This window comes from Enterobacter sp. UPMP2061, assembly GCF_053709615.1.
This window is the reverse complement of record NZ_JBSKJP010000003.1, coordinates 120821-146267: the sequence shown is the minus strand read 5'-3', so window position 1 is coordinate 146267 and position 25447 is coordinate 120821. Positions and strand designations below refer to the sequence as shown.

25 protein-coding genes are annotated in these 25447 nt (G+C 55.4%); 13 read left to right on the top strand and 12 right to left on the bottom strand.

Annotated elements, in window-relative coordinates; all coding sequences use genetic code 11:
* Positions 1 to 78 precede the first annotated feature (78 nt).
* The gene (gene yncE / locus ACWKXX_RS09505) at positions 79 to 1140 is read right to left on the bottom strand and encodes a 7-bladed beta-propeller protein YncE (RefSeq protein WP_023303790.1); all 1062 of its coding nucleotides are present in this window, start codon (positions 1138 to 1140) and stop codon (positions 79 to 81) included.
* Between the two features lie 245 nt (positions 1141 to 1385).
* Between yncE and pqqU the strand changes: the two genes are divergently transcribed.
* On the top strand, positions 1386 to 3503 hold the full coding sequence (gene pqqU, locus ACWKXX_RS09500) for a TonB-dependent receptor PqqU (protein ID WP_023303791.1): 2118 nt from the start codon (positions 1386 to 1388) through the stop codon (positions 3501 to 3503).
* Positions 3504 to 3625: 122 nt separating this feature from the next.
* Here pqqU and ACWKXX_RS09495 read toward each other — a convergent pair whose 3' ends face one another.
* The 3 genes from ACWKXX_RS09495 to ACWKXX_RS09485 all read right to left on the bottom strand — a co-directional run bounded on the left by ACWKXX_RS09495 (position 3626) and on the right by ACWKXX_RS09485 (position 6230).
* Positions 3626 to 4294 (bottom strand): GntR family transcriptional regulator, encoded by a 669-nt coding sequence (locus ACWKXX_RS09495; RefSeq protein ID WP_003856981.1) that lies wholly within the window; start codon positions 4292 to 4294, stop codon positions 3626 to 3628.
* A gap of 259 nt (positions 4295 to 4553) precedes the next feature.
* On the bottom strand, positions 4554 to 5588 hold the full coding sequence (locus ACWKXX_RS09490; protein WP_261666217.1) for an NADP-dependent oxidoreductase: 1035 nt from the start codon (positions 5586 to 5588) through the stop codon (positions 4554 to 4556).
* Positions 5589 to 5654: 66 nt separating this feature from the next.
* Positions 5655 to 6230: a helix-turn-helix domain-containing protein gene (locus tag ACWKXX_RS09485; RefSeq protein WP_017382277.1), complete on the bottom strand. Its 576-nt coding sequence runs from the start codon at positions 6228 to 6230 to the stop codon at positions 5655 to 5657.
* Positions 6231 to 6378: 148 nt separating this feature from the next.
* Here ACWKXX_RS09485 and ACWKXX_RS09480 point away from each other — a divergent pair, with 148 nt between their 5' ends.
* Both ACWKXX_RS09480 and ACWKXX_RS09475 read left to right on the top strand, forming a co-directional pair.
* Positions 6379 to 6897, top strand: a complete 519-nt coding sequence (locus ACWKXX_RS09480) for a GNAT family N-acetyltransferase (RefSeq protein WP_032619622.1) — start codon at positions 6379 to 6381, stop codon at positions 6895 to 6897.
* Entirely contained in the window at positions 6894 to 7343 is a 450-nt protein-coding gene (locus ACWKXX_RS09475; RefSeq protein WP_015570448.1) for a DMT family transporter, read from the top strand. Before ACWKXX_RS09480 ends, ACWKXX_RS09475 begins: the two co-directional genes overlap by 4 nt.
* A gap of 3 nt (positions 7344 to 7346) precedes the next feature.
* Here the strand turns inward: ACWKXX_RS09475 and ACWKXX_RS09470 are convergent, their stop codons facing one another.
* Both ACWKXX_RS09470 and ACWKXX_RS09465 read right to left on the bottom strand, forming a co-directional pair.
* Positions 7347 to 7580: a YdcY family protein gene (locus tag ACWKXX_RS09470; protein ID WP_017382275.1), complete on the bottom strand. Its 234-nt coding sequence runs from the start codon at positions 7578 to 7580 to the stop codon at positions 7347 to 7349.
* A 101-nt stretch (positions 7581 to 7681) separates the two neighbouring features.
* Complete coding sequence (locus tag ACWKXX_RS09465) at positions 7682 to 9280, bottom strand: ABC transporter substrate-binding protein (RefSeq protein WP_023303794.1); 1599 nt, start codon at positions 9278 to 9280, stop codon at positions 7682 to 7684.
* 282 nt (positions 9281 to 9562) lie between these two features.
* On the opposite strand from ACWKXX_RS09465, the gene ACWKXX_RS09460 reads away from it, so the two are divergent.
* The 3 genes from ACWKXX_RS09460 to ACWKXX_RS09450 are packed head-to-tail and all read left to right on the top strand — an operon-like array spanning position 9563 to position 16057.
* Positions 9563 to 10900 carry an SrfA family protein gene (locus tag ACWKXX_RS09460; protein WP_023303795.1) on the top strand — a complete coding sequence of 446 codons (1338 nt, stop codon included), beginning with the start codon at positions 9563 to 9565 and terminating at the stop codon, positions 10898 to 10900.
* 4 nt (positions 10901 to 10904) lie between these two features.
* Positions 10905 to 13886, top strand: coding sequence for a virulence factor SrfB (locus ACWKXX_RS09455; protein ID WP_032619621.1), 2982 nt, complete (start codon positions 10905 to 10907; stop codon positions 13884 to 13886).
* Entirely contained in the window at positions 13883 to 16057 is a 2175-nt protein-coding gene (locus ACWKXX_RS09450) for a virulence factor SrfC family protein (protein WP_284329611.1), read from the top strand. Before ACWKXX_RS09455 ends, ACWKXX_RS09450 begins: the two co-directional genes overlap by 4 nt.
* Before the next feature lie 33 nt (positions 16058 to 16090).
* Here the strand turns inward: ACWKXX_RS09450 and ACWKXX_RS09445 are convergent, their stop codons facing one another.
* The gene (locus ACWKXX_RS09445; protein WP_284329612.1) at positions 16091 to 16849 is read right to left on the bottom strand and encodes an alpha/beta fold hydrolase; all 759 of its coding nucleotides are present in this window, start codon (positions 16847 to 16849) and stop codon (positions 16091 to 16093) included.
* 86 nt (positions 16850 to 16935) lie between these two features.
* A complete protein-coding gene (locus ACWKXX_RS09440) occupies positions 16936 to 17109 on the bottom strand; it encodes a GhoT/OrtT family toxin (RefSeq protein ID WP_003856960.1) in 174 nt (57 codons plus the stop codon).
* Positions 17110 to 17352: 243 nt separating this feature from the next.
* Between ACWKXX_RS09440 and ACWKXX_RS09435 the strand changes: the two genes are divergently transcribed.
* From ACWKXX_RS09435 to ACWKXX_RS09425, 3 genes are read left to right on the top strand one after another with little or no spacing between them, the layout of a single operon-like run.
* Positions 17353 to 17679 (top strand): DUF1971 domain-containing protein, encoded by a 327-nt coding sequence (locus ACWKXX_RS09435; RefSeq protein ID WP_015570441.1) that lies wholly within the window; start codon positions 17353 to 17355, stop codon positions 17677 to 17679.
* 27 nt (positions 17680 to 17706) lie between these two features.
* Positions 17707 to 18060: a DUF1971 domain-containing protein gene (locus ACWKXX_RS09430; RefSeq protein ID WP_003856958.1), complete on the top strand. Its 354-nt coding sequence runs from the start codon at positions 17707 to 17709 to the stop codon at positions 18058 to 18060.
* Between the two features lie 3 nt (positions 18061 to 18063).
* Positions 18064 to 18246 (top strand): DUF1869 domain-containing protein, encoded by a 183-nt coding sequence (locus ACWKXX_RS09425; protein WP_003856955.1) that lies wholly within the window; start codon positions 18064 to 18066, stop codon positions 18244 to 18246.
* 35 nt (positions 18247 to 18281) lie between these two features.
* On the opposite strand, the gene patD is transcribed toward ACWKXX_RS09425, so the two are convergent.
* The 3 genes from patD to ymcF form a co-directional block, all read right to left on the bottom strand.
* On the bottom strand, positions 18282 to 19706 hold the full coding sequence (gene patD, locus ACWKXX_RS09420) for an aminobutyraldehyde dehydrogenase (RefSeq protein ID WP_033487823.1): 1425 nt from the start codon (positions 19704 to 19706) through the stop codon (positions 18282 to 18284).
* 139 nt (positions 19707 to 19845) lie between these two features.
* Positions 19846 to 21270 (bottom strand): aminotransferase-like domain-containing protein, encoded by a 1425-nt coding sequence (locus ACWKXX_RS09415; protein WP_261666216.1) that lies wholly within the window; start codon positions 21268 to 21270, stop codon positions 19846 to 19848.
* Between the two features lie 82 nt (positions 21271 to 21352).
* Positions 21353 to 21541, bottom strand: coding sequence for a cold shock small protein YmcF (ymcF, locus tag ACWKXX_RS09410; protein WP_454540805.1), 189 nt, complete (start codon positions 21539 to 21541; stop codon positions 21353 to 21355).
* Between the two features lie 393 nt (positions 21542 to 21934).
* Between ymcF and ACWKXX_RS09405 the strand changes: the two genes are divergently transcribed.
* The 4 genes from ACWKXX_RS09405 (at position 21935) to hslJ (ending at position 25034) form a co-directional block, all read left to right on the top strand.
* Positions 21935 to 23329, top strand: coding sequence for a cytochrome ubiquinol oxidase subunit I (locus tag ACWKXX_RS09405; protein ID WP_252064814.1), 1395 nt, complete (start codon positions 21935 to 21937; stop codon positions 23327 to 23329).
* Between the two features lie 5 nt (positions 23330 to 23334).
* Positions 23335 to 24345: a cytochrome d ubiquinol oxidase subunit II gene (gene cydB / locus ACWKXX_RS09400; RefSeq protein ID WP_058686352.1), complete on the top strand. Its 1011-nt coding sequence runs from the start codon at positions 23335 to 23337 to the stop codon at positions 24343 to 24345.
* Complete coding sequence (locus ACWKXX_RS09395; protein WP_017382264.1) at positions 24345 to 24473, top strand: DUF2474 domain-containing protein; 129 nt, start codon at positions 24345 to 24347, stop codon at positions 24471 to 24473. The genes cydB and ACWKXX_RS09395 overlap by 1 nt, the downstream gene beginning before the upstream one ends.
* Positions 24474 to 24596: 123 nt before the next feature.
* Positions 24597 to 25034, top strand: a complete 438-nt coding sequence (hslJ, locus tag ACWKXX_RS09390; protein WP_261666214.1) for a heat shock protein HslJ — start codon at positions 24597 to 24599, stop codon at positions 25032 to 25034.
* 1 nt (position 25035) lies between these two features.
* Here the strand turns inward: hslJ and ACWKXX_RS09385 are convergent, their stop codons facing one another.
* The gene (locus ACWKXX_RS09385; RefSeq protein WP_003856935.1) at positions 25036 to 25302 is read right to left on the bottom strand and encodes a putative hemolysin; all 267 of its coding nucleotides are present in this window, start codon (positions 25300 to 25302) and stop codon (positions 25036 to 25038) included.
* Between the last annotated feature and the right edge of the window lie 145 nt (positions 25303 to 25447).

The window sequence follows — 25447 nt, the reverse complement described above, 5'->3', positions numbered from 1 at the left end:
GGCGGCTTCGCCTTACCCGGCCTACATCTCATGGTTTTGTAGGCCCGGTAAGCGCAGCGCCACCGGGCAATTCCACCATCACAGCGCGATACGAATCACATCGTCAGGCTGGGTCGCTTCCTGCTGACGGGTTGATTTCTGTTTCACCGTTACGTACAGCGTTTTACCGTCCGCAGACAGCGCCAGGCTGTTCGGGTAAACCGGGGTATCGTAGGTCCTGGTCACTTTGTAGGTTTTGGCGTCAATCACGCTCACCTTGCCCGCCTCGCGGTGCGTCACATAGGCTTCGTTACGCGCCGGGTTAAACAGTACGGCCAGCGATGCTGGCGCGGCGATTTTCTGCATCACGCTGCCATCTTTCAGATTCACCACCAGCACTTCTGGCTGTTTTGAATCCGTCACAAACGCACGCTGGCCGGCAGTGTCCAGGCTCAGGTTCAGGTAGAAGTGCTCTTTTCCGTCATCCTGCACTTTTTTACGACTGAGGATTTTGTTGGTTGCCGTATCAATGGTCACCAGCTCGCCGTCCGCATTGGTGGTATACAGGCGTTTTGCCTTCGCATCCAGGGCCAGACCGGTGCTGAACGTGCCGGTGTTGGTGATGGTGTCCTTCAGCTTCAGCGTTGCGCCATCAACAACCCAGATCACGCTCTCCTTGCCGATACCGGTAATGTACACCGTATTGGTCGTGTCATCGGCCACCAGCTGGCGCGGCTGAAGCGGCTTCACCGTGTCGCTACGCTTGCGATCGTCCAGCACCAGGCGCCCTTTCACCTCGCTCGTTTTGGCGTCAATCGCCGTCACGGTGCTGTTGACGGTGTTACCGAACCACAGCGTCTGGGTGGCGTTATCGATCGTGGCGCCAAACGGCTTGAGATCGTTATGAATCGCCTGCGTCACTTCCAGCGTGACCGGATCCAGACGATAGACCACGCCGCCCTTATCGGTTTTGCGGCTTTGTGACGTCGCAACCCACAGCGCGTTTTCCTGCTGGCTGACGGCCATTTCATACGCGCCCTTGCCGACCGCTTTGCGCAGCATCTCTTCAGCGGCATGAACCTGGAACGTACCGGCAAACAGTAAAGAGCCCAACAGCAGAGACCCACGCAGGCGCGGCGAGCACAGATGACGTAAAGACATAACAATTCCTTTTTAAATGAGGAGATTTACCGCTGACATCACTTCCGGTGGGCAAAGTCATCGCTTTGCCGTTATTTTAATGAGAATAGTAATCATTAATCAGTTGAATGTGGAGTATTTCTTTCCTTCAAAACCTTACATTCACGAAATGTGCGGTTATAGTTTTCATAACATTTACAAAGGATTTAACATATATACACAGGTTCCAGTTGATTTGGTTCGATTTTTCTTAACCGGTTTACTCCATGAAAATTATTACTGCCCGTAAGGCATCACTACCACTGCTCTTCGTTCCCGTCATTTTTAGCCCGCTGAGTGCGATGGCCGCGGATGAACAGACCCTGATCGTCAGCGCCACGCCGCAAACCGTCTCCGAACTGGACACCCCGGCCGCAGTCAGCGTGGTGAGCGGCGAGGATATGCGACATGCCACACCGCGCATCAACCTTTCTGAATCCCTTGGGAGCGTACCAGGCCTGCAAATCCAGAACCGCCAGAACTATGCTCAGGATCTGCAACTTTCCGTTCGCGGATTCGGCGCGCGTTCGACCTTCGGCGTACGCGGGATCCGCATGTACGTGGACGGCATTCCGGCAACCATGCCCGACGGCCAGGGGCAGACGTCTAACATTGACCTCAACAGCATTGAGAGCGTCGACGTGCTGCGCGGCCCCTTCTCTGCCCTGTACGGCAATGCCTCCGGCGGCGTGATCAACATCAACACCCAGACCGGACAACAGCCAGCCACAATTGAAGCCAGCAGCTATTACGGCAGCTACGGCACCTGGCGTTACGGCATGAAGGCCACCGGTGCGGTGGGCGACGGGACTCAGGCGGGGGATGTGGACTATGCGGTATCCACCACCCGTTTCACCACCCATGGCTATCGCGACCACAGCGGCGCACGGAAAAACCTCGCCAATGCGAAACTGGGCGTGCGCATTGATGATGTCAGCAAGCTAACGCTGATTTTTAACAGCGTGGACATGAAAGCCAACGATCCGGGCGGACTGAGTTATCAGGAGTGGCAGAACAACCCGCGCCAGTCACCCCGTGGCGATCAGTACAATACGCGTAAAACCATTAAGCAGACCCAGGCCGGGATCCGCTACGACCGTCAGTTGAGCGAACAGGACGACCTCAGCGTGATGATGTATGCCGGTGAGCGTGAAATGACCCAGTACCAGTCCATTCCGGCGTCCACTCAGCGTGACAATCCTGCGCATTCGGGCGGCGTAATTGATATGCAGCGCCATTATCAGGGTATTGATACCCGCTGGACCCACCGCGGCGAGCTGCTGGTGCCGGTAACGTTTACCACCGGCCTTAACTACGAAAATATGAGTGAAAATCGCCGCGGGTATGAAAACTTCGTGATGAACAATGGCGTGCCGGATTTTGGCGTGAAGGGTAACAAACGCCGTGACGAACGTAACCTGATGTGGAACCTTGATCCCTACCTGCAAACCCAGTGGCAGCTCACGCAAAAGCTGTCCGTTGAGGCGGGCGTGCGTTACAGCTCCGTCTGGTTTGACTCCAACGATCATTACATTACCCCGCAAAACGGCGATGACAGCGGTGACGCCAGCTACCATAAATGGCTCCCGGCTGGTGCGGTGAAATACGCCGTGACCGACGCCTGGAACCTGTATGCCGCGGCGGGACGTGGATTTGAGACCCCGACCATCAACGAACTCTCCTACCGTTCTGATGGCAAAGGCGGCCTCAATATTAATCTGCAACCGTCAACCAACAACACCTATGAGATTGGCAGCAAAACCCGCATCGGCAATGGCATCCTGACGGCGGCGCTGTTCCGCACGGATACCGACAATGAGATCGTGGTAGATAAAGACAATGAACGCCGTACCAGCTATAAAAATGCCGGTAAAACGCGCCGTCAGGGTATGGAAATTGCGCTCGATCAGCAGTTTGCCGAGAACTGGAAGCTGAAAATGGCGTGGACCTACCTTGACGCGACCTACCGTACCAACGTCTGTGATAAATCAGATTGTAGCGGCAACCGAATGCCGGGTATTGCCCGTAACATGGGGTATGCGTCGTTTGGCTGGGAGCCTGAGGAAGGCTGGTACGCGGGGGCAGATGCCCGCTACATGAGCGACGTGATGACAAACGACACCAATACCGCCAAAGCGCCCTCTTATACCGTGGTCGGTCTGAATACCGGGTATAAACTCAATTACGGCAAATGGGGAATGGACATCTTTGGTCGCGTCGATAACCTGTTTGATAAAGAGTACGTCGGTTCAGAGATTGTTAACGCTGGCTACAATCGCTATTACGAACCCGCCCCTGGCCGTAACTATGGCGTGGGCCTGTCGGTCTCTTATCGCTTTGAGTAAAACATTTTCCGGCAGCGCACGTTGCCGGTAAAAAATAACATCATTCCCGGTAGCCTTAAGCGCCGGGAATATACTCAGGGAAGTTTAAAACGAATAAAAAAATAAGTGCGCCAGTGCGATCCTTAACTGTAGTATTGCCGTTGCAGGAGGATATTAGCTTCATCAATGGCTCGGTCGATCGCTTCCCGACTGGCCGTCACGTCCCTTTGCTCAAGCGCAGAAAGCAGATCGGCATAATGGTAAGTCGTTGCAGGGATATCTTTCATCTCTTCGTGCAGGTAGTTGATACACGGACCAATCCGTACCCAGAGCTGCTCAATCAGCGAGTTCAGGGTCGGCATTTCGGCATACTGATAAAGCGTAAACCGGAACACGCGGTTGGCATGGATCGCCTTCTGCACGTCGCCCTGATGCATGGCGGTGCTGAAGTTATCTGACAGCGCGCGTAATGCATCCAGTTTGGTCTCGGTCATATTCTGACACGCCGCCGCAACGGCCATCGGCTCAAGCTGTTTTCGAATGGCGTTAATTTCGTTATAACGCTCCAGCGTAACCTCTGGCACCAAAAACGCCTGAGCAGGCGTGGCCTGTAATGCGCCTGCCGACACCAGGCGCAGCAGGGCTTCGCGCACCGGTGTGATGCTGGTGCCTAATTTATCCGCAATCTCTTTCGTGATGAGTCGAGCCCCAGGTTTTAATGAGCCCGTAATTAACGCTCCCTTTAAACTGTTCTCAACTTGCATCGTCAGACTGATTCTTTGTGCTTTTTCCAGATTTTCCAAATCAAGCATGTTTAATTCCCGTAGCCAAAACAAAATGCCATTTTCAGCGACTGTTTAAAAAAACATCGCCGGTTTGATATATCCTGTATCGTCATGCCTGGTATGAAGGGCGCGCGTTAAAATAAAAATTGTTCAATTAATATTACGTTTACCACTTCTGGCTCAGCTGGGCCGATGGCGCGCAATGCTTATGGATTAATTAAAGACAATATATCGTATCTTCACAAATAATTATGGCGGACTTTGCCCGCCATAACCGATGCTCTGTTTAGTCCGCCGCCACGCGGATCATGACCTTGCCGAAGTTTTTCCCTTCCAGCAGCCCAATCAGCGCCTCCGGCGCCGCGTCCAGCCCTTCGGTGACCTGCTCGCGATAGTGAATTTTGCCTTCCTTCACCCAGCGTCCCATTTCCTGCTGGAACTCGTCGATACGATGACCATAGTCCTGAGCGATGATAAAGCCCTGCATGCGGATGCGTTTTTTGAGGATGGTCCCCATCAGCAGCGGCAAGCGATCCGGACCATCCGGCAGGTTGGTCGCGTTGTAGCCGCTGACCAGTCCGCAAACAGGTACGCGCGCGGAGGTATTCAGGAGCGGCAGTACGGCGTCAAAGACTTTACCGCCGACGTTTTCATAATACACGTCAATGCCCTGCGGGCAGGCTTTCGCCAGCTGTTCGGAAAAATTATCCGCATGGTGATCCAGACAGGCGTCGAAACCGAGCACGTCGACCGCATGACGGCATTTCTCCTCCCCGCCAGCCACGCCGATAACCCGGCACCCCTTGATTTTACCGATCTGCCCCACCGTTGCGCCGACCGGCCCCGTGGCTGCCGCCACGACAAGCGTTTCTCCCGCCTGAGGCTGGCCGATATCAAGCAGCCCCATATACGCGGTGAAGCCCGGCATTCCCAGCACGCCGAGTGCCCATGAAGGGTGCGACGGGTTTTCGCCCAGCCTGACCAGCCCTTTCCCGTCGGAAAGTTCATACTCCTGCCAGCCGCTGTAGCCCAGAACCCACTCGCCCTCTTTATAATCCGGATGGCGGGAGGTCTCGACGCGGCTTACCGTGCCGCCCACCATCACCGCGCCAATCTCGACAGGAGGTGAATAGGATGGGGCATCGCTCATACGGCCCCGCATGTACGGATCAAGCGAGAGCCATACGGTGCGTAATAACACCTGCCCCTCTGCGGGCGTGGGGATCGGCTGCTCTTCCAGGCGGAAATTTTCGGCAACCGGTGCGCCGTGTGGACGGGAAGCCAGTACCCAGCGTCGGTTTTGCGTAGTTGATTGACTCATTCATCGCTCCTTACAGCTGAAAATGTCATTCAAGTCTGGCACGTTATCCTGCGGATCGCCTTTGCATTATGAGCCGGACTGATTAAGCCGCACGACCAGATAAAGGCACGATTCATCCGTTTCGTTAATAAACCGGCAGTCGTTCGGCGGCCCGAGTTCCAGACAATCTCCGGCCTTCATTTCATGGCGGGTGTCCCCCTCCAGAAAGACCAGTTCACCTGCCTGCAACCAAATCAGCTGTCGCGCCAGCGCATAAGAGGAGGCGGGCATCGGCACATCGCTGCCCGCGGGCAGTTCCACCTGGACGAGGTCAATAGGCATATCGCTGCGCGGCGACACATGACGACGTAAATAGTGGGTTTGCGGATCGCGCCAGACGGGCTGGTTCGCCAGACGTAACAGTTTGCCCTCCTGCATTTCCGCGCGCGCAATGAGCGTAGACATGCTAATACCGAAGGCACCGGATAACCGGGCAAGCAGCGTCGCCGTTGGGCTACTGTCCCCCCGTTCAATCTTATGGATCATGGCGCGTGAAATACCTGCCCGTTCGGCCAGTTCGCTTAATGACCAGCCCCGCGACTCGCGTTCAAGGCGTATGCGGGCGCTAATGCGTTGATTCATATTGTCTGTCATTGTGTTCATGACGTCATACTATAGTGTACGGATGGTTTTTCGGGGCAGTTTGGTGACAAAAAAATAGGGATTTTGTCGTAGCGATGCAACACAAGAACTGTGTAATATTGTGAGTGAATCGTACTACTATAGTAAACAACACAGCCAGAGGTTAACCATGATCGTTCGTCATGCCTGCAAAGAAGATTGTGCCGCTATCGGTGAAATTTATAACCATGCGGTGCTGCACACCGCCGCTATCTGGAACGATACAACTGTCGACACCGATAACCGTATTGCATGGTTTGAGGCGCGCACGCTGTTGGGTTATCCGGTGCTGGTCAGTGAAGAAGAAGGTGTTGTGACGGGATACGCCTCATTTGGCGACTGGCGAGCGTTCGACGGTTTTCGCCATACGGTGGAGCACTCGGTTTACGTTCATCCCGATCATCAGGGCAAAGGCATCGGTCGGCTGCTGATGACGGAATTAATCAAGGAAGCCCGCCAGATTGGTAAACATGTGATGGTTGCCGGTATTGAGGCGCAGAATCAGGCGTCGATTCATCTGCACAAAACCCTGGGCTTTATTACCACCGGAAATATGCCGCAGGTGGGAACCAAATTCGGTCGCTGGCTGGATTTAACCTTTATGCAACTCCAGCTCGATGAGCGCAGCGATCCGGATGCTCTGCCATGAATCAATCGTTGACGTTAGCGTTTCTGGTGGCCGCCGGGATTGGGCTGGTGGTGCAAAACACCCTGATGGTGCGCATTACGCAATCCTCTTCCACTATTCTTATCGCCATGCTGCTGAACTCGCTGGTGGGGATTGTGCTGTTTGTCAGCATTTTGCTGGTGAAAAATGGCCTGGCGGGGTTTAGCGAACTGGCGTCAACGGTGCGCTGGTGGACGTTGATCCCCGGCCTGCTGGGGTCATTTTTTGTCTTTGCCAGTATTAGCGGGTATCAGAATGTGGGCGCGGCAACGACCATTGCCGTGCTGGTAGCAAGCCAGCTGATTGGCGGCCTGGTGATGGACATCCTCAAGAGCAACGGTGTCCCCCTGAGGGCGCTGGTTGGCCCGGTCTGCGGCGCAGTGATGCTGGTGGTCGGCGCCTGGCTGGTGGCACGGCGCCAGTTTTAACCCTTACAGGATAGTCCCACCCTGCGTGAGGTGGGCATGGCGCGCCTCCGCCTCTTCTTTATGCTGCTTACCATGATGCGCAATCGCGGTACGCAGGCGCTGCTGCTGGGTATAGCGATCTTCACGGCTGAGCTCTGCATCGTCGCTTAATTCGATCAGCAGTTCGTTCATGTGGGTAATTATGCTCTCTTCGATGGCGGCATCGACGCGGGCGATAACATCGTTTAAATGTGACATTGTCACTCCTTTCCAAATGCCCGGTGGCGCTACGCTTACCGGGCCTACGGGTGGTAACTGTAGGCCGGGTAAGGCATAGCCGCCACCCGGCAAGAATACGATCAGTTCAGCTTCGCTTTCGAGAAGTCACTGCCCATCAGACTCACGCTGTACCCGGTCACGTTGCTGCGGGTCGCGTAGAACGTTTTGCCGTTAGCTAACGCAATCCACGGTGCCTGCTGGTAGAAAATCTCCTGTGCCCGGCCATACAGCTTCGCACGTTCGTCCGGGTTGCTGGTCAGTTTGGCCTTTTGCACCAGCTCATCATACCCCTTATCACACCAGCGCGCGGCGTTAGATCCGGTTTTGATGCTGTTACAACCCAGCAGCACATCGGCGAAGTTGTCCGGATCGCCGTTATCAGACATCCAGCCGAACAGCGCGGAATCATGCTCGCCTTTACGCATGCCGGAGAGATATTCCCCCCACTCGTATGAGACGATTTTCGCCTTCACGCCCACTTTCGCCCAGTCAGCCTGGATCATCTCCGCAATGCGTCGCGAGTTCGGGTTGTACGGACGCTGAACCGGCATGGACCAGAGGGTCACTTCCGCGCCCTTATCCAGACCCGCCTGCTTCAGCAGCGCTTTCGCTTTTTCCGGATCGTAGCCGTAATCCTTCAGGTCTTTGTTAAAGCCGAGCATGTTCGGCGGGATCGGCGATTTAGCGACCGTACCAGACCCCATAAAGACCGCGTTAACAATGGCCTTTTTGTCCGTTGCGTAATTCAGAGCCTGGCGCACCAGCACGTTATCAAACGGTTTTTTCTCCGTGTTGAACGCCAGGTACCCCACGTTCAGCGCATCCACCGAGTGCAGGGTCAGGTCTTTGTTTTTCTTGATCGCTTCAAACTGCACCGGCGACGGCGCAGGAATGATCTGACACTCGTTCGTTTGCAGCTTCGCCAGACGCGTCTCAACGTTTGGCGTGATGGAGAAGATCAGGTGTTTGGTCGGCACCTCACCCTCCCAGTAGTTCGGATTGGCGACGTAGCGGATCAGCGAATCCACCTTGTACTGCTGAAGCACATACGGGCCGGTGCCGATTGGCCAGGTGTCCACATATTCAGGTGTCCCCTTTTTCAGCATCGCGTCCGCGTACTCGGCAGAGAGGATCGAGGCGAAGTCCATTCCCCAGTCGGCGAGGAACGCCGCGTTGGGTTCACTCAGCGTGAACTGAACGTGATAATCGTCGATCTTTTTCACATCCTGAATGAGCTTGTCGAGGCCCACGTCATTAAAGTATTCGTAATTACCCTGGGAAACATTGTGATAGGGATGCTTAGGGTCTTTCTGACGCATAACGGAGAAAATAACGTCATCAGCGTTAAAATCACGGGTCGGTTTGAAGTATTTATTGCTGTTGAACTTTACCCCTTTACGCAGGGTAAACGTGTATGTTTTGCCGTCTGGCGAAATGGTCCACGACTCGGCCAGAGAAGGCACCGGCGTGTTTTTTACCGGGTCGAAGTTAATCAGACGGTTATACAGCGTTTGCGAGCTGGCGACAAATGAGGGCCCAGAGCTGGCGATCTGCGGGTTAAACGACTCCGGCGACGCCTCGGAGCAGTAGATAATGGTGTCTTTGTTTTCCGCCCATGCGGCGCTTGCCGGTAGCAGCGCGCTCAGCGCGAGGGCCAGCACGGTTTTCCCTGTAGACATGGTTATTACCCTTTCGGTTTTATTATAGTGAACAGTAATAACAGCACAGACGTTTTGGCCTGACAAATAACGAATCACTATCAGGTTATTCTAAAGCCGTACATTTCGCTGGTTTTAGCATCAGCCCGCAGAAACCGATTTGCCTTAAGGTCCATTATTCGTCAAGCACAACCGTCACGATCAATGCCGCAAGAAATCGTCCCTTTTGCCGTCTCCTCAGCCGTTTGCTTGCTTACCTGATTCGCTAAAGTAATGGCGTGAAAAAGTCTACAGGACCAAATCGTGGCAAAAACACTTTTACGCAGCGGTAATCTGGATGATTTTCAGGCCGTTGGCGGCGGCGGACAGGCCGTTTTTGAATCAGCGCTGCAAATCCGCGAAGCGCTTCGGTTGCGCAAACAGCAGGCTATCGTTGATTGCCTGGCCATCCCCCAGGTCAACGACGGCGGCGATCGCGTTGACTGGTACTCCCCGGTTGAGGGAACCGTCTCCAGCTGGAAGGCGGCGGATGAAGATGATCGTTATCGCGCCCTGCGCTATCTGGAAAACACGCTCGCCAGCGTGGAGTCGCTGAGTAAAAAATGCCTTCAGTCACCGAAAACGGCGCAGCAACTGTTTGGCTCTCTGCTCTCAAAAGCCTTTCAGTATCCCGGTGAAAACTTTGTTTTCCTGGTGGATGGCAAGCCGGTGATCTGCTTCTGGGGTTTCGTCAACCTTAACGAAAACGCGCGCGATGACGTGCTGGACTGCCTGCGCGAATCGTTGGTCACTGAACCTGAGCCAGTGGTGATTAACGAGCCTGAACCTGAACCGGAGCCAGAACCGGCCCCGGTGGTGACCTTTGAGCAGGCCGACGCGCCGCTTATCACGCCTGTGACTACAGTCCGTATCACCGACGATGAACTGTATACGCCAGAGCCGGTGCGCATGAACGCCGCGCCGCCAGAGCCCGCACCGGCGGCCATACAGAAAAAACGTCGCTCCCCCCTGTGGTTGCTGCCGGTTGCCGCCGTCATTATTGCAGCCATCGCCACCCCGCTGCTCTGGCCAAAACAGGCCCCAATCGCAGCGCCTGTTGCCACACCAGCGCCAGTACCCGTCGCCATTGCTCCGGCCCCCATAAAGTCGGTTGAGCCGCTTGAACTGAAACTCCCGCTGCACCAGGCCGAAGTGGTAGAGCCGAAGGTGAAAACGCCTGCCCCGGCAGCCGAACCGGTGGTCATTACCGCGATACCGAAAGATGCGATGGTGATGGAGGCAAACCAGGTCAAAGCGGGGTTAACGCGCTTCCTGAACGGCACCTGGCGCGCGTTTCTCGATGTGCAGGATCCGCTCACCGGCAAACCGCCGTCGCTGCGCTACCAGATCCAGAACAATAAAGGTTTCGCCCGGGTCGTGCATGGCGACAACATTGTCTGCCGGGTAGACGTCTTTTCCGGATTACACAGCAACGGCGAGCTGTTGATCAAAACGCGCGGAAACGCGCGTTGCACCGACGGTTCACGCTATCCGATGCCGGAAGTGACCTGTAAGGCAGGTGCCAGCGATGTGGCGGAATGCACCGCACGTTACGATGCCAACACCGTCGTTCCTCTGACGTTCAAGAAAGCAGGTGTCTGATCCTATGCTGGTTAATCTTTGCGACTATAAACAGAGCGTGACGCTGATTGCTAACAGCGGCGTGCAGTTTCTCGATTTTGGCCTGACTCCGCAGGACACCGCCAGCAACGGGCGTTTCGTGCGTAAAACGGCAAATGGCCCGCTGCTGCGTCTGGATTTTGACCTGGTTAACGGCCGGTACACGCTCCCTGCCACCGATGGCGGGCAGCCGGAAGTGGTCAAGCCTGAAAGCACCATTCCACTGCATGACTCCCTGACCGTGCTGGACGGCGTCTGGCTGCCGATCCCTTTCCTGCGCTTTAACCCGCCGCGGACGTTTGTTGAAGGCCCGGATAACTGGGCGCGCGTCCAGGTACGAAAGCTTTCCACGCCCGACGCAGCTGGCAATACGCACCGGGTCACCGTCGCGCTCGACAGCCAGATTGCAGAGCATGCGACGTCTGCCCTGTCGCCGGTTGAAAACGATATCCTGAACGGCACACGTTTCGCGCTCGCCTGGCGCGACAGTGAGGTTGAAAGTTTCCTCGACCAGACCTGGATTGACGGCTGGCTCCGTGAAGCCTTCACGCAGTTTGCCGACGGGGTTGAAAAACGCTCCGAGCGCGAGCTGCATCAGGCCATGCGCAGCTTTGAATATCAGGCGCACTGGCTCAACCTGCTCTCCATGCTCGGTGAACAACTCACCGTGCCGGAAGTGAAGTTTGTCACCCATACCCTGAGCACCCCTGCTATTCCTGTCGATTTGATCCTTGACGTAGGCAACACCCACACCTGCGGCGTGATTATTGAAGATCATGGTGATGCCAACGACGGCCTGCGTCAGACGGCTGAACTTCAGGTACGATCGCTGAGTGAGCCGCAGTTCCTGAATGAGCCGCTGTTTACCAGCCGTCTTGAGTTTTCCGAAGCGCGTTTTGGCAAGCAACACTTCTCGGTGGAAAGCGGCCGGGAGGATGCATTCGTCTGGCCGTCGATTGTCCGCGTGGGTGATGAAGCGCGTAAGCTGGCAATGCAGCGTCTGGGCACCGAAGGCAACAGCGGCATTTCCAGCCCGCGTCGCTATCTGTGGGACGAGACGCCGGTGGTGCAGGACTGGCGCTTTAGCCAGATGAACAGCAAAACCCAGCGCGAACCGCTGGCAACTGCGTTTCCGCTGATGAACCTGATGAACGACGACGGGGAACCGCTCTTTACGCTGCCGCAGGATGAGCGCCTGCCGGTGTTCTCTCCGCAGTACAGCCGCAGCACCCTGATGACGCACATGCTCTGCGAGCTGCTGGCTCAGGCGCTTGGCCAGATTAACAGCGTGGCCACCCGCCTGCGGCTCGGCTTCCCGGCCTCTCCCCGCCAGTTGCGGACGCTGATCCTCACCCTGCCGTCGGCGATGCCGAAACAGGAGCGCGAGATTTTCCGTCGCCGCATGTTCGAAGCCATCGCCATCGTCTGGAAAGCGATGGGCTGGCACCCGCAGGATGAAGATTTTGCCAGCCGCAAGCAGCAGGAAAAAAGCGTGGTGCCGGTCCCTGAGATCCAGATGGAGTGGGACGAGGCCAGCTGCGGCCAGCTGGTGTGGCTGTATAACGAAGCCATTTCCCATTTTGGTGGCCAGACCGAGGCCTTTTTCGCCTCCCTCGCCCGTCCGGATCGCGCGCCTGAGCCTGGCGTCCAGCCGGGGCGTGCGCTGCGCGTGGCCTCGATTGATATCGGCGGCGGCACGACGGATATGGCCATCACGCACTATCAGTTAGATGATGGTTCCGGGAATAACGTCAAAATCACCCCGCAGCTGCTGTTCCGCGAAGGGTTTAAGGTAGCCGGTGACGACACGCTGCTGGACGTGATCCAGCGCTACGTTCTGCCCGCCCTGCAAACCCAGCTTCAGAAATCCGGCATAGCCGATGCCTCCCAGCTGATGGCATCCCTGTTCGGTGACTCCGGGCGGATCGATACCCAGGCGGTCCTGCGCCAGCAGACGGCGCTTCAGCTCTTTATGCCGATCGGTCACGCGATCCTGGCGGCGTGGGAATCGAGCGATGTTGACGATCCGCTGGCCGGGCTGCATGCCACCTTTGGCGATCTGCTTGCGCAAAAACCGACGCGCAACGTGATGAATTATCTCCAGCAGGCGATCGACCATGCGTTGCCTGCCGGCTCAGAACACTTTGATCTGTTCAGCGTACCGCTGCACGTCAGCTTCCGGGAGATGCGGGACGCCATGCTGGCGGGTCAGTTCACGCTTGCCGCCCCGCTTCATGCGGTATGTGAGGCGATCTCTCATTACAGCTGCGATATCCTGCTGATCACGGGACGGCCGGGCTGTCTGCCGGGCGTTCAGGCCTTGATTCGCCACCTGCAACCGGTGCCCGTCAACCGCATCGTCTGGCTGGATAAATACCAGGTTCATGAATGGTATCCGTTCAGCCAGCAGGGACGGATCGGCAACCCGAAATCCACCGCTGCGGTGGGAGCGATGCTCTGTAGCCTGGCGCTGGATCTTCGTCTGCCGCGCTTTAACTTTAAAGCAGCGGATATCGGCGCGTATTCTACGGTGCGCTATCTGGGCGTGCTGGATAACACGATCAATACCCTGCGGGACGAGAACGTCTGGTATCACGATATCGACCTCGATAAACCCGGCGCGAAACTGGACGCCCGTCTGCACTTCCCGCTGCGCGGCAACGTTACGCTCGGCTTCCGGCAGTTGGCCAATGCCCGCTGGCCCGCGACGCCGCTCTATACCCTGAGCATCAACTCAGCCGAGCTGGCGAAAGCCATTGCGGGCGACGGCGTACTGAACGTGCGCCTGAAGCTGCGTGGCGGCACTAAGCAGGAAGGCCCGGAATCTTTCGAGCTGAGTGATGCCTGGCTACAGGACGGCACGCCCGTGCCGCCGGATGCCCTGACCTTTAAACTGAATACTCTGGCCGATCGCCGACACAGCGGCAGCCACTACTGGATCGACAGCGGGAGCGTATACCTCAAATGACTGCGACGACTGCCACCACTCAGGCCTTAATCGGGTGGATCAACGAGACGCGACAGCACGCCCCGATGCTTGATAACGAAGCCGACGCCCTGCTTGCCCGCCTTAACGCAGTAAGCGCGCGTGAAGAGGCGCTCGATCGCGCCCTTGTCAGCCAAGGCAGTATCGGCTTATATGGCCACTCGCAGGCCGCGAAAGCGCACCTGCTGGCTGCTCTTTGCGGCAGCGGGGACGAACGGCTGAACGTTACGCCGGGTCAACGCACGTTTGATTACTTCTCGCATATTAACCCCGGGCATGCACCGACCAACATGGCCGTGCGTTTCAGCAGAGCGTCCCGCGAGGTCGCAGACGACGCGTTTCCCCTGCGCCTGCGCCTGGTAACGGAGGCCGAGCTGGTGCAGCTGTTTATCGCGCGCACCACGCTGGATCCGCAGATCCGCGCGGTGGATAAATTGGTGATTGAAGCCCGGCTTGAGAAGTGGCGTGCACTGCGTCAACCGCAGAGCGTGCCGGGAATGACGGCGCGGGAAGTCGCGACCATTGCCCGGTTCTGGCAAAGCGTAGTACCCGGCGCTAAGCAGCATATTGATGATGCCCTGTGGCACCAGTTTGCCCTGCTGGTTCCGTCGCTTGATCTCAGCACCCGCGCCAGCGTCTGGTCTCTGCTGTGGGGTGAGCAGCAGGAGTTAACCCAGCAGTGGCTTAAATTCGCCCAGGTGCTGCATCAAACCAGCCATGCCAGCGCGCTTGCGGCGCCGTTGAGTCTGCTGGTGGACAGCTTTGGTCTGCCCTGCGAAGGCTTCCTTACGCACGGGGCGTTTACCGTGCCGGAAGCACAGGAAACACTGCTTCATCCGGTAAAAAACGGCGAGCTGCTTAACGCCATTAGCCTGCCCGTCGATGTACTGGCATCTCTGACCCGCGAAGTGGTGCTGCCCGTTGAGAACTGCGTGCTGGATAACGTTGACGTCATTGATATCCCTGCCATTTCTGAGGAAAACACGCCGCTGATAATGCAGGCAAAATGCCTGTGGTTGCTGGAGCATTATCGTCAGCACATTCAGCCGGATGTCCTGGTTATCTGCAATGCGACGGCGCACCACCAGCAGACCGCGAAAACGGCAAGGCTCCTGCAAAACTGGGTCAAAGAGACGCAGCCGGTTGAAGAATCCGCATTGCCGGGGCTGGTCTGGGCCATTACCCCTCATGATGCGCGGTTTACCACAAAGCAGAATCTGGACGAAGCGGTGCAGCAATTGCTGGGCCAGCCGGGCCTGCGCTGGGGCACGCTCCAGGCGCTCGATACCCACAGCATGCAGCGGGTGATTGAGTGGCTGTCGCAGGCTACCCTGCCGGCACAGCGCCAGAAGCGTCTCCGCGCGCTGAAAAGGCTGTTACAAGAGTCGCTGTCGACGCTGATTCGCCCATATGTCGCGCCTCTCACTCAGGAGCCTGGCGCAGGGCGGGCAATGGCCGAAAAAATGGTCCGAACGCTGCAAGGCAGTGCCGCTCGTCATGGTGAACTGCTTGAGGGACTTCTGCCGCCGTTAAACGCGTTTGAGACGCTGCTGACCGTTCACCAGCCTCGTGAGGAACAGGTCAACGGCCTGTTTAACGATGTTATCGATCTGTTTGCGGAAGAGACGCAGGAAAATCCAGGCGCGTTGCAGACCAAAGACAAGGCGCGGCTGGCCCATAACGTGTGGGTTAACCATCTTCGTCAGTGGAGTCGCAACGACGCGGCGGCTGCCCGTCTGGGCCTGGACGCAGAGGTATTACAGCAGATTGCGGATGTGCTGATCGTTACCAGCTACCGGCTGGATCTGCCGCTGCAACTGCAACGCATTGCAGAAAAAGATAAAAGCAGTGCCGCGCAGCTGCATGCCGCGACAGGCAATTTCATTAGCTGGCTTGGCTATGAAATGACGCCCGTTTCTGAACGGCCTGCAAGCCGGATCCGCAAAGGTCAGCCAATTTTTGTGACGCCAGTTGTGAGCAGCGCTTCTCCCCGTCTTACCCGACTTGGCGAGCAGCCTGTCCATGCGGCGACAGCCTATGTTTATGACTGGCTGGTTGCGCTCTACACCCGCGCGATTGAAAACATGGATTATCAGTGCCCGTATGACGTTCAGCCTGCTGCGCGGAAAGCCTTGTCTGCCCTGCTGTCTTAATCATTGCAGCCCGCAGCAATGCGGGCTACCCCTTCATGAGCCGTTTATGAAGCCAGATAAAGCCTGAGCCAACGCTGACGGGTTTTCCCAGGACATTGAATGGCCCGCATCAGGGATAATTTTTACAGCAACACCGTTTTGTTGCAGGCGATTAAAATCATCATCAGGCAGGGATCGCTCACCAAAAACTAACATTACCGGGCAGCTCAATGACAAGAACAGGTGTGCCCAGTCAGGTTTAACGCCCTCGACCAGGCTTGTTGCGCCGCGCCAGACGGCCCAGGGGGCATTGCTTTGAAGGCTTCCAGCCCACGGCGACGTTTCCGACCGCAGCATGTCATCATAGCCCTGAGCCAGAAAATGTTGTTCCGTTTGGGCCGCAATTGCTCGGCTGAACATCCCGCCACCCGCATGAAAATTGGGTTCAGATACTATCAGGCCCTTAACGCGCGACGTTAACAGTGCTGCCGTTTCGATCGCGATACTCCCCCCCATGCTATGACCATACAGCCAGAGACTATCCAGGGCGAGATGGTTTAACAGTTCAACCACCACCTGCGCCTGTTCGCTCGTGCGATAACGGTAGTTGTCAGGTTTGTCACTGTAACCGCTACCGGGAAGATCGATCAGAATGGCTCTGCGCCCCCCGAAACGGGTATCACAGACAATACGAGGATATTCATACGACGATGCACAGCCCAACCCGTGGATAAACACAACCGGGTCACCGAAACCGGGAAGATCCTGCCAGCGCACAGTGCAGCCTGCTTGCTGCGAATAGAAACTGTTCATAAGCACTCCATGTATGACGAACTGTATATTTATACAGCCTCAATGTATGGAATGCTATGGCTGGATGCCGATTCTGGAAGCGTGCTTCAGAAAAGAGAGATCAACAGGGCAACAGGAAAGCTCATCGGCCAGGTGGAACCCACCAGGAATGCGCTCAACAGGCGAATACGTTTACGATCTTTAGACAGGAACCAGGTGATTAATGCGCAGATGGAGGCCATGATTGCGTAGAACACCAACATCTTTTGATACAACGTCATTCTGTTTACCTGAGCCGAAAAATAACCGCACGCAATATGCGTCATATGTTGACACAGATCAAGTTTTTTCGTTACATCATAACCACTTAAATACTAAGGATAATAACAACTGAGTACCTTGTGTAACAACGCCGGGTAAAGAAAAACGGTTATTATTGATAAGATGCATATTAAATGCACTTTTTGATAAATCCACCCCCTCAGAAAGCAGTTTAATACCAGCAGGCTTTTAAGGGAGGAAACATGCTACGCATTCCGCAGAGTTGCATTCACACCCGTTCCACGCCTTTCTGGAACAAAGAAACGGCCCCCGCCGGCATTTTTAAACGTCACCTTGATACGGGCACGCGTCCGGGCGTTTACCCTCGCCTGTCGGTGATGCGTGGCGCAGTGCGTTATCTGGGCTATGCTGATGAATTTACACCTGAGCCTGACAGCGAGCTCGTCATTGAAGCGGGTCGTTTCGGCGTTTTCCCGCCAGAGAGATGGCACCACATTGAGGTGATGACCGACGACACCCTGTTCAATATTGAATTCTTTGTTGAACCTGAGGTGCTTAAGTCCCTTTAAGCGCCCGCCAACATGAAGGAAACTATGATGTTACGTATTCCTGAAAACTTTGTTCATACCCGCTCGACGCCGTTCTGGAATAAAGAGACCGCCCCAAAAGCGCTTTTTACCCATCACAACACCAAAGCCGGCGTGTACGGTCGGTTGTCCGTCATGCAGGGTGCGGTGCGTTACTTTGGCTTTGCCGATGGCGACGCCACCGAGCCCGATCTGGAAGTGGTCATTGAGGCCGGTTCTTTTGGCATCTCCCCACCACAAAAATGGCACCGCATTGAGCTACTGACCGACGACACCTATTTTAATATCGACTTTTTCGCGGATCCTGCCGTCACGCTCAGCGGTGCGGGCATCGGTAAAGTGGTCAACACGCATAAGGAGTAAATAATGGGTAAGGCTACCTATACCGTGACCGTCACCAACAACAGCAACGGCGTGTCGGTGGATTATGAAACAGAAGCGCCAATGGAGCTGTTGATCCCGGACGTCGCGGCAGATGTCGTGAAGGATCTGGTGAACACCGTTCGCGCCTACGATACGGAAAATGAACACGAGGTCTGTGGCTGGTAAGCTGAATCGCCCGGCACTGCGCCGGGCATGAGGGTTTAGTGTTTGATCATTACATGCCGGACTACCGTGTAATCCTCAAGTCCGTAGACCGACATATCTTTGCCATAACCGGATAACTTCATCCCGCCGTGCGGCATTTCGCTCACCAGCATAAAATGGGTATTGACCCAGGTGCAGCCATACTGCAACCGTGCGCTGAGGCGATGGGCGCGTCCGACGTCTTTTGTCCAGACGGACGAGGCCAGGCCGTATTGCGAATCGTTGGCCCAGTTCAGCACCTGCGCTTCATCCTCAAATTCTGTCACGCTGACCACCGGGCCAAACACTTCTCGCTGGACGATCGCATCTTCCTGCTTCGCCCCGGCCAGCAGCGTTGGCTGGAAGTAATATCCTGCCCCCTCTCTTTTACTGCCACCGGTGACGACGCGGATATGTCCAAGGGTTTTGGCTTCGTCCACGGCAGCACAAACGCGGGAAAGATGCGCTGCGGAGCTGAGCGGGCCCAGCTCGGTTGACGCATCGTCCGGCGCGCCCATTTTCAGGCTGGCAACGGCTGCGCCCAGCTTTTCGACCAGCGCGGGGTAAATCCCCTTCTGGGCATAGATACGACAGGCTGCGGTACAATCCTGACCAGCATTGTAGAAACCAAACGTACGCACGCCTTCAACCACGGCATCCAAATCTGCATCGTCAAAGACAATGACCGGGGCTTTTCCGCCCAATTCCATATGGGTACGTTTAACTGAAGATGCGGTATGCCCGATAATATGTTCTCCGGTAGCAATAGAGCCGGTGAGAGAAACCATACGGACTTTTTCGTGGCCGGTCAGCGGATCTCCTACGGTTTTTCCGCGACCAAACAGCACGTTCAGCACACCTGGCGGGAAGATATCTTTCGCCAGTTCCGCCAGCTTCAGCGCCGTCAACGGGGTAATTTCAGACGGCTTGATGACGACACAGTTTCCCGCCGCCAGCGCGGGCGCCAGCTTCCACGCCGCCATCATCAGAGGGTAGTTCCAGGGCGCAATAGAGGCGACAACGCCAACCGGGTCGCGGCGGATCATTGAGGTATGTCCTTCGAGGTATTCTCCGGCAGCCAGCCCGTTCAGGCAGCGGGCGGCCCCGGCAAAGAAGCGAAACACATCGACTACGGCCGGGATCTCATCCCCCTGAACACAGTGCAGCGGTTTCCCGCAGTTAAGGGACTCCACTTTTGCGAACGCGTCAGCGTTGGCTTCTATCACATCAGCCAGTTTCAACAGACAATCGGCGCGCGTTTTCGGCGTCGTTTGTCCCCACTCTGTGAACGCGCGATCGGCAGCCTGGACGGCAGCGTCCACCTGTGCTGCCGACGCTTCAGCAATCTCCAGCAGCACTTCACCCGTGGCAGGATTATAAACCGCCTGCTTCTCACCTTCGCCGGTCACCAGTTCACCATTAATCAGCAATTGATTTTGCATAGCATCGTCCTGTTGAAATCGACATTGTTTTCGCTGTCAGCACACGTTCTGGCGGGCAGAAACGTGACAACGTCACGTTACCAATCCGCGCTCCCTTACTAAAGGTAGACTGCGCGTTATGTCGCTTCAGGAATTTTCATCAAGGTGTGACTGGGTGCAGCATCATTTCGCGGATTAACCCCGCCAGCTGGACGACCGCCTGCTCCTCCCGCTCGCCCCAGCCCCATGAGGTATTGAAGCGGAAAAACGGTGTCCAGATATTAGAGGTGGAAAACATCTTGCCGGGCGCAATGCTGATTTGATGGGTTAACGCCTTCTCACTCAACCGCCCCGCATCCAGCTGTTCAGGCAGTTCCAGCCATAAAAAGTAGCCGCTGTCGTTATGATGGATTTTGACGCCGGCAGGCATATGGCGCAGAAGCGATTGCCAGGCCTGCTGTTTGCGTTCAGCAAGCGTGCGTCGCAGACGGCGAAGGTGGGCGTCGTAACGTTTGGTCGCCAGGTAATCCACCAGCGCCAGTTGCATGGGAGAGCTGGTGGACAACGTACTCATCAGCTGCAACTGCTGAATACGGCGCGCATGTTTTCCCGCCGCCACCCAGCCAATACGGAAACCGGCCACCAGACACTTGGAGAATGATGAGCAGTGCAACGTCATATCCTGCTTATCCCAGGCCTTTGCCGGAAGCGGCTTTTCGCGGCCAAAGTATAGTTCGCTGTAAACATCGTCTTCAATCAGCGTGACGTTATGCCGGGTGAGTAAGGCCACCAGCTGAGCTTTCTTCTCTGCACTCAGCGTGAAGCCGAGCGGGTTCTGACTGTTGGTCATCAGCCAGCAGGCTTTCACCGGATAATCATTTAACGCCTGCTCAAGGGCACTGAGATCGATGCCCTCACGCACGTCAGTGGCAACCGACAGCGCTTTCAGTTTCAGACGTTCAAGCGCCTGGAGTGCGCCATAAAAACAGGGGTTTTCAACGATAACCCAGTCCCCTGGTTCAGTCACAGCCTGCAAACTGAGGTTAAGCGCCTCAAGCGCGCCCGCGGTGATCACAATTTCATCCGGGGAGATATTCATTCCCTGCTGAGCGTAGCGACGGGCAATGGCATGACGTAAGTCGACGTTACCCGGCGGCAGGTTTTCAATCACGCTCATGGCGGTAGCCGTTTTGCTGACGTTAGCCAGCGATCGGTTGAGTTGCTGAAGCGGGAAAAGGCGCGGATCGGGAAACGCCGAGGCAAAAGGGACAACAGAGGGGTCGCGGCTGGCCTGTAGCACGTCGAAGATATAGGTGTTGATGTCGACCACTTCATCGCGCATCACCTGCGCGGGCGGTGCAGGCTGGTGTGTGGTCGGGCGGGCGGCAACGTAATAGCCTGACTGCGGTCTGGCAACAATGCGCCCCTGACTTTCCAGCATCTGATACGCGTGGCCCACGGTCATAAAACTCATGCCGCTGCTTGCCACCTGCTCTCGCAGAGAAGGCAGCTTATCGCCCGGCAACCATACGCCAAGCTCAATCTGCAAGATAATTTGTTGCGCCAGACGCTGGTATTTTTTCATCAGATTCTCCTTATTGCTGACAGTGTATATCAGCAGGAGAAAAAGAGAAGATTTTGCTAACTGTTATAGGAAACGCGGCAGATTACTTGCGGTACTCTGTAATGTGATTCTGAGCAGAACTCGCTGCGGCCAGGTGGTCGAGCGTGATCATCGACGATTTGCAGAAAATGCATTTCGCGCCGAACGGATTTTTGTCAGACACATCAAAAGCTGAGGTGCGGTACTGCGAGCCATGACAGCATGGGCAGCGGAAATGGATATAAGAAGTCATAGGATTCTCCTGTAAACGTAAAAACGTAAATTACTCATGAGCCGATCAGGCAATAAATGGTTCGATACAAAACTAATCGGAATGTAGATAAAGACCCAAGAGAGGCTGCGGAGAGGCACAACGTGATGAGAACTGCTTTATAAAACTACGTCAGATATTTATTTGGATTCAAAACCAGAAATCCATTAACGCATGTTGCTGGCGACAAAGCAAGCTGTTTAATGCGTAAAAATCATAAAAAGAAATTTTTTATTCTTCCTTGTTACCTATATCAGCCAGATAAAGTTCAGCTTTTCCCACAACTGTTATAGATAAATTATCGATTTCTGCTTCTGATATCTCATTTGCCGCCTCTCTATCATAACAGTACACCGTTTAACATTGAGGCAGTGCATGTTTGGTTTAGATGCGTTTCATCTTGCGCGAATACAGTTCGCCTTTACCGTATCCTTTCATATTATTTTTCCGGCGATAACCATTGGCCTGGCGAGCTATCTCGCCGTGCTGGAAGGGCTGTGGTTGAAAACAAAAAATCCCGTCTGGCGCTCGCTGTACCATTTCTGGTCGAAGATCTTCGCCGTCAACTTTGGGATGGGCGTGGTCTCCGGCCTGGTGATGGCTTATCAGTTTGGCACTAACTGGAGTGGGTTTTCCCAGTTCGCGGGCAGTATTACCGGCCCCCTGCTGACCTATGAAGTGCTTACCGCATTCTTCCTTGAGGCGGGGTTCCTCGGGGTAATGTTGTTTGGCTGGAATAAGGTCGGGCCAGGGCTGCACTTCTTTTCGACCTGCATGGTCGCACTGGGGACCCTCATGTCTACGTTCTGGATCCTCTCGTCAAACAGCTGGATGCAGACACCGCAAGGGTATGAAATCATCAACGGTCAGGTCGTTCCGGTGGACTGGTTTGCCGTGGTGTTTAACCCCTCCTTCCCTTACCGCCTGCTGCACATGTCGATAGCGGCATTTCTCAGCAGCGCGCTGTTTGTCGGTGCTTCCGCGGCCTGGCATTTGCTGCGCGGAAACAATACGCCCGCTATTCGCACCATGTTTTCCATGGCGTTGTGGATGACGTTGATCGTGGCCCCAGTCCAGGCGCTGGTGGGGGATATGCACGGGCTTAACACCTTAAAACACCAGCCAGCGAAAATAGCCGCCATAGAAGGCCACTGGGAGAATCCGCCGGGTGAGCCTACCCCACTGCTGCTATTTGGCTGGCCGGATATGGAGCAGGAACGGACCCGTTTTGGCCTGGAAATTCCCGCTCTCGGCAGCCTGATCCTGACCCACAGTCTCGATAAACAGGTTCCGGCATTGAAGGAGTTCCCAAAAGAAGATCGCCCGAACGCCACCATTGTCTTCTGGTCTTTCCGCATCATGGCCGGCCTGGGAATATTGATGCTGCTCCTGGGCGTGACGGCAATCTGGCTGCGTTATAAACAGCGCCTTTATACCTCACGTTCCTTCCTGTGGTTTGCCCTGCTGATGGGGCCGTCCGGGCTGATCGCGATCCTCGCCGGATGGGTAACAACGGAGGTCGGCCGCCAGCCCTGGGTCGTCTATGGTCTACAGCGTACAAAGGATGCGGTTTCCGCGCATGGCGATCTGCACATGAGCGTCAGTTTGCTGGCCTTCTTCGTGGTTTACACCGCGGTATTCGGCGTGGGTTACAGCTATATGGTGCGTCTGATTAAAAAAGGGCCGCAGCCCCATGAATCCTTCGCGACTGAATCCGATGGCCGCCCTGCTCGTCCGCTTTCTGCCGTCACCACTGAATTTAAGGAGTAACCGTAATGGGTATCGATCTTTCCATTATCTGGTTCGTGATTATCGTTTTCGCCACGTTGATGTATATCGTGATGGACGGTTTTGATCTGGGGATAGGCATCCTGTTTCCGGCAACGCCGAATGCGGACGACCGCGACGTGATGGTCAATAGCGTGGCTCCCGTCTGGGATGGCAACGAAACCTGGCTGGTGCTTGGCGGTGCGGCCCTGTTTGGCGCCTTTCCTCTCGCCTATGCGGTTATCATCGACGCGCTAACCATTCCACTGACAATAATGCTGATCGGGCTTATATTTCGTGGCGTCGCCTTCGAATTTCGCTTCAAAGCCACTCCGGCGCACCGCCCGTTCTGGGATAAGGCCTTTATTGGCGGATCAATTGTGGCGACCTTCAGCCAGGGCATCACCGTCGGCGCGGTCATCCATGGGTTCAGCGTCACTGGTCGCGCTTACAGCGGTGGTCCGTTTGACTGGTTTACCGCGTTCAATTTTTTCTGCGGTGCGGGTCTTGTGGTGGCTTACGCGCTGTTAGGTTCAACGTGGCTGGTAATGAAAAGCGAAAATGCCCTGCAACAGCGGATGCGTCAGGTATCGAAAGTGCTTCTGCTCCTGCTTCTGGTATTCATTGCAGTAATCAGTATCTGGACCCCTCTCGCCCAACCAGCTATTGCTGCGCGCTGGTTTACGCTGCCGAATCTGTTTTATCTGCTGCCCGTTCCTGCGCTGGTTGCGATCCTGAGTCTGTGCCAGTGGCGTTGCCTGAACGAACCTGCAAGCCATACTCTTCCATTTATCATGACGTTAGGGCTAATTTTTCTTGGCTTTAGCGGGCTTGGGATCAGCATCTGGCCGCATATTATCCCGCCGGACATTACCCTGTGGCAGGCCGCTGCGCCAGCCCAAAGCCAGGGCTTTATGTTAGTGGGTGCACTGTTGATCATTCCCGTGATTCTGGTCTACACCTTCTGGAGTTATTACGTTTTTCGCGGAAAAGTACAGCATGGGGAGGGTTATCACTGATGCAACAACCTGTATGGAAACGTTTGATGTGGCTTGCCATCATCTGGGGCGGCAGCGTTCTGGCGCTGGCCTGCGTAAGTATGCTCTTTAAAATGCTGATGACCGCAGCCGGATTTAAATCGCACTAACTCACTGACCGGGTGCGCCGACGCCCGGTCCCTTCCCGCACTTTCAGATAAACCCCATTAACACCCAGGAGGGTATGGTTACACTGAAAAAATATTTACAGCATTGATAGTTTGAGAAGAAAGATGAAAAAGCTCGCGGCAGTAAGTTTAATCAGCCTCGCACTGGCTGGATGCGTTAATCCTGGTAAAGCCTCCGTTCAGACCGAACAGCTAGAGAATCATCGTTTCGTTCTGGAAAATGTGGATGGCAAAGCAGTTAAAAGCGGGAAAACCCAGCCTGAAATTCGCTTCAGTGCGCAACCCAATATCAGCCTGATTAACAACATTGTCGTCTCCGGCACAATGTGCAACGGCTTCAACGGCCAGGGGAAACTGTCCGAAGGAGAGTTGACGGTCAAAACGCTGGCAATGACGCGGAAACTCTGCACCGAGCCGCAGCTAAATGAACTGGATCAGACCATCGCCGATATGCTACGCACAGGCGCACAGGTAGACCTGACCGAAGACCAGTTAACCCTGGCGACAGCCAATAAGACATTGATGTTTAAGCGAGTTGAATAACTCAGTAACTTCCGCACGAACCTACGGCAAGCGACTGCTCACTACAGCGTTTGCCATTTGGCAATGCGCACATGCCGATGGCGGAGCCGTCGAGCTGACGGGCAACGGAGAGTGAACCGCCGATCATTGCGCAGTTGGCCTGACCTGAACTGGACATCGCCGCTCGCATACCTGGCGTAACGTGTGCCGCTGTCGCCTGCTGTACAGGTTCATTGCTGCATGCCGACAACAGTAACGCGGCACATCCGACCCAAAATGCTGAACGCATACCTTCCTCCCCATAATTAAAGCGAAACCTATGCATAATAGGCATCACGCGCCGCATCGTCGAGAGCGGATGTGCGTATTTATGCGCCCTGGTAACAATTTCTCGCAATTTTTTAACGCGAGTAGCCATCGAGTCATTGATACAG

Excerpts from the sequence above, each read along its gene's own strand:
- yncE (WP_023303790.1), bottom strand. The coding sequence starts at position 1,140 with ATGTCTTTACGTCATCTGTGCTCGCCGCGCCTGCGTGGGTCTCTGCTG.
- pqqU (WP_023303791.1), top strand. The coding sequence starts at position 1,386 with ATGAAAATTATTACTGCCCGTAAGGCATCACTACCACTGCTCTTCGTT.
- ACWKXX_RS09495 (WP_003856981.1), bottom strand. The coding sequence starts at position 4,294 with ATGCTTGATTTGGAAAATCTGGAAAAAGCACAAAGAATCAGTCTGACG.
- ACWKXX_RS09490 (WP_261666217.1), bottom strand. The coding sequence starts at position 5,588 with ATGAGTCAATCAACTACGCAAAACCGACGCTGGGTACTGGCTTCCCGT.
- ACWKXX_RS09485 (WP_017382277.1), bottom strand. The coding sequence starts at position 6,230 with ATGAACACAATGACAGACAATATGAATCAACGCATTAGCGCCCGCATA.
- ACWKXX_RS09480 (WP_032619622.1), top strand. The coding sequence starts at position 6,379 with ATGATCGTTCGTCATGCCTGCAAAGAAGATTGTGCCGCTATCGGTGAA.
- ACWKXX_RS09475 (WP_015570448.1), top strand. The coding sequence starts at position 6,894 with ATGAATCAATCGTTGACGTTAGCGTTTCTGGTGGCCGCCGGGATTGGG.
- ACWKXX_RS09470 (WP_017382275.1), bottom strand. The coding sequence starts at position 7,580 with ATGTCACATTTAAACGATGTTATCGCCCGCGTCGATGCCGCCATCGAA.
- ACWKXX_RS09465 (WP_023303794.1), bottom strand. The coding sequence starts at position 9,280 with ATGTCTACAGGGAAAACCGTGCTGGCCCTCGCGCTGAGCGCGCTGCTA.
- ACWKXX_RS09455 (WP_032619621.1), top strand. The coding sequence starts at position 10,905 with ATGCTGGTTAATCTTTGCGACTATAAACAGAGCGTGACGCTGATTGCT.
- ACWKXX_RS09450 (WP_284329611.1), top strand. The coding sequence starts at position 13,883 with ATGACTGCGACGACTGCCACCACTCAGGCCTTAATCGGGTGGATCAAC.
- ACWKXX_RS09445 (WP_284329612.1), bottom strand. The coding sequence starts at position 16,849 with ATGAACAGTTTCTATTCGCAGCAAGCAGGCTGCACTGTGCGCTGGCAG.
- ACWKXX_RS09440 (WP_003856960.1), bottom strand. The coding sequence starts at position 17,109 with ATGACGTTGTATCAAAAGATGTTGGTGTTCTACGCAATCATGGCCTCC.
- ACWKXX_RS09435 (WP_015570441.1), top strand. The coding sequence starts at position 17,353 with ATGCTACGCATTCCGCAGAGTTGCATTCACACCCGTTCCACGCCTTTC.
- ACWKXX_RS09430 (WP_003856958.1), top strand. The coding sequence starts at position 17,707 with ATGTTACGTATTCCTGAAAACTTTGTTCATACCCGCTCGACGCCGTTC.
- ACWKXX_RS09425 (WP_003856955.1), top strand. The coding sequence starts at position 18,064 with ATGGGTAAGGCTACCTATACCGTGACCGTCACCAACAACAGCAACGGC.
- patD (WP_033487823.1), bottom strand. The coding sequence starts at position 19,706 with ATGCAAAATCAATTGCTGATTAATGGTGAACTGGTGACCGGCGAAGGT.
- ACWKXX_RS09415 (WP_261666216.1), bottom strand. The coding sequence starts at position 21,270 with ATGAAAAAATACCAGCGTCTGGCGCAACAAATTATCTTGCAGATTGAG.
- ymcF (WP_454540805.1), bottom strand. The coding sequence starts at position 21,541 with ATGACTTCTTATATCCATTTCCGCTGCCCATGCTGTCATGGCTCGCAG.
- ACWKXX_RS09405 (WP_252064814.1), top strand. The coding sequence starts at position 21,935 with ATGTTTGGTTTAGATGCGTTTCATCTTGCGCGAATACAGTTCGCCTTT.
- cydB (WP_058686352.1), top strand. The coding sequence starts at position 23,335 with ATGGGTATCGATCTTTCCATTATCTGGTTCGTGATTATCGTTTTCGCC.
- ACWKXX_RS09395 (WP_017382264.1), top strand. The coding sequence starts at position 24,345 with ATGCAACAACCTGTATGGAAACGTTTGATGTGGCTTGCCATCATCTGG.
- hslJ (WP_261666214.1), top strand. The coding sequence starts at position 24,597 with ATGAAAAAGCTCGCGGCAGTAAGTTTAATCAGCCTCGCACTGGCTGGA.
- ACWKXX_RS09385 (WP_003856935.1), bottom strand. The coding sequence starts at position 25,302 with ATGCGTTCAGCATTTTGGGTCGGATGTGCCGCGTTACTGTTGTCGGCA.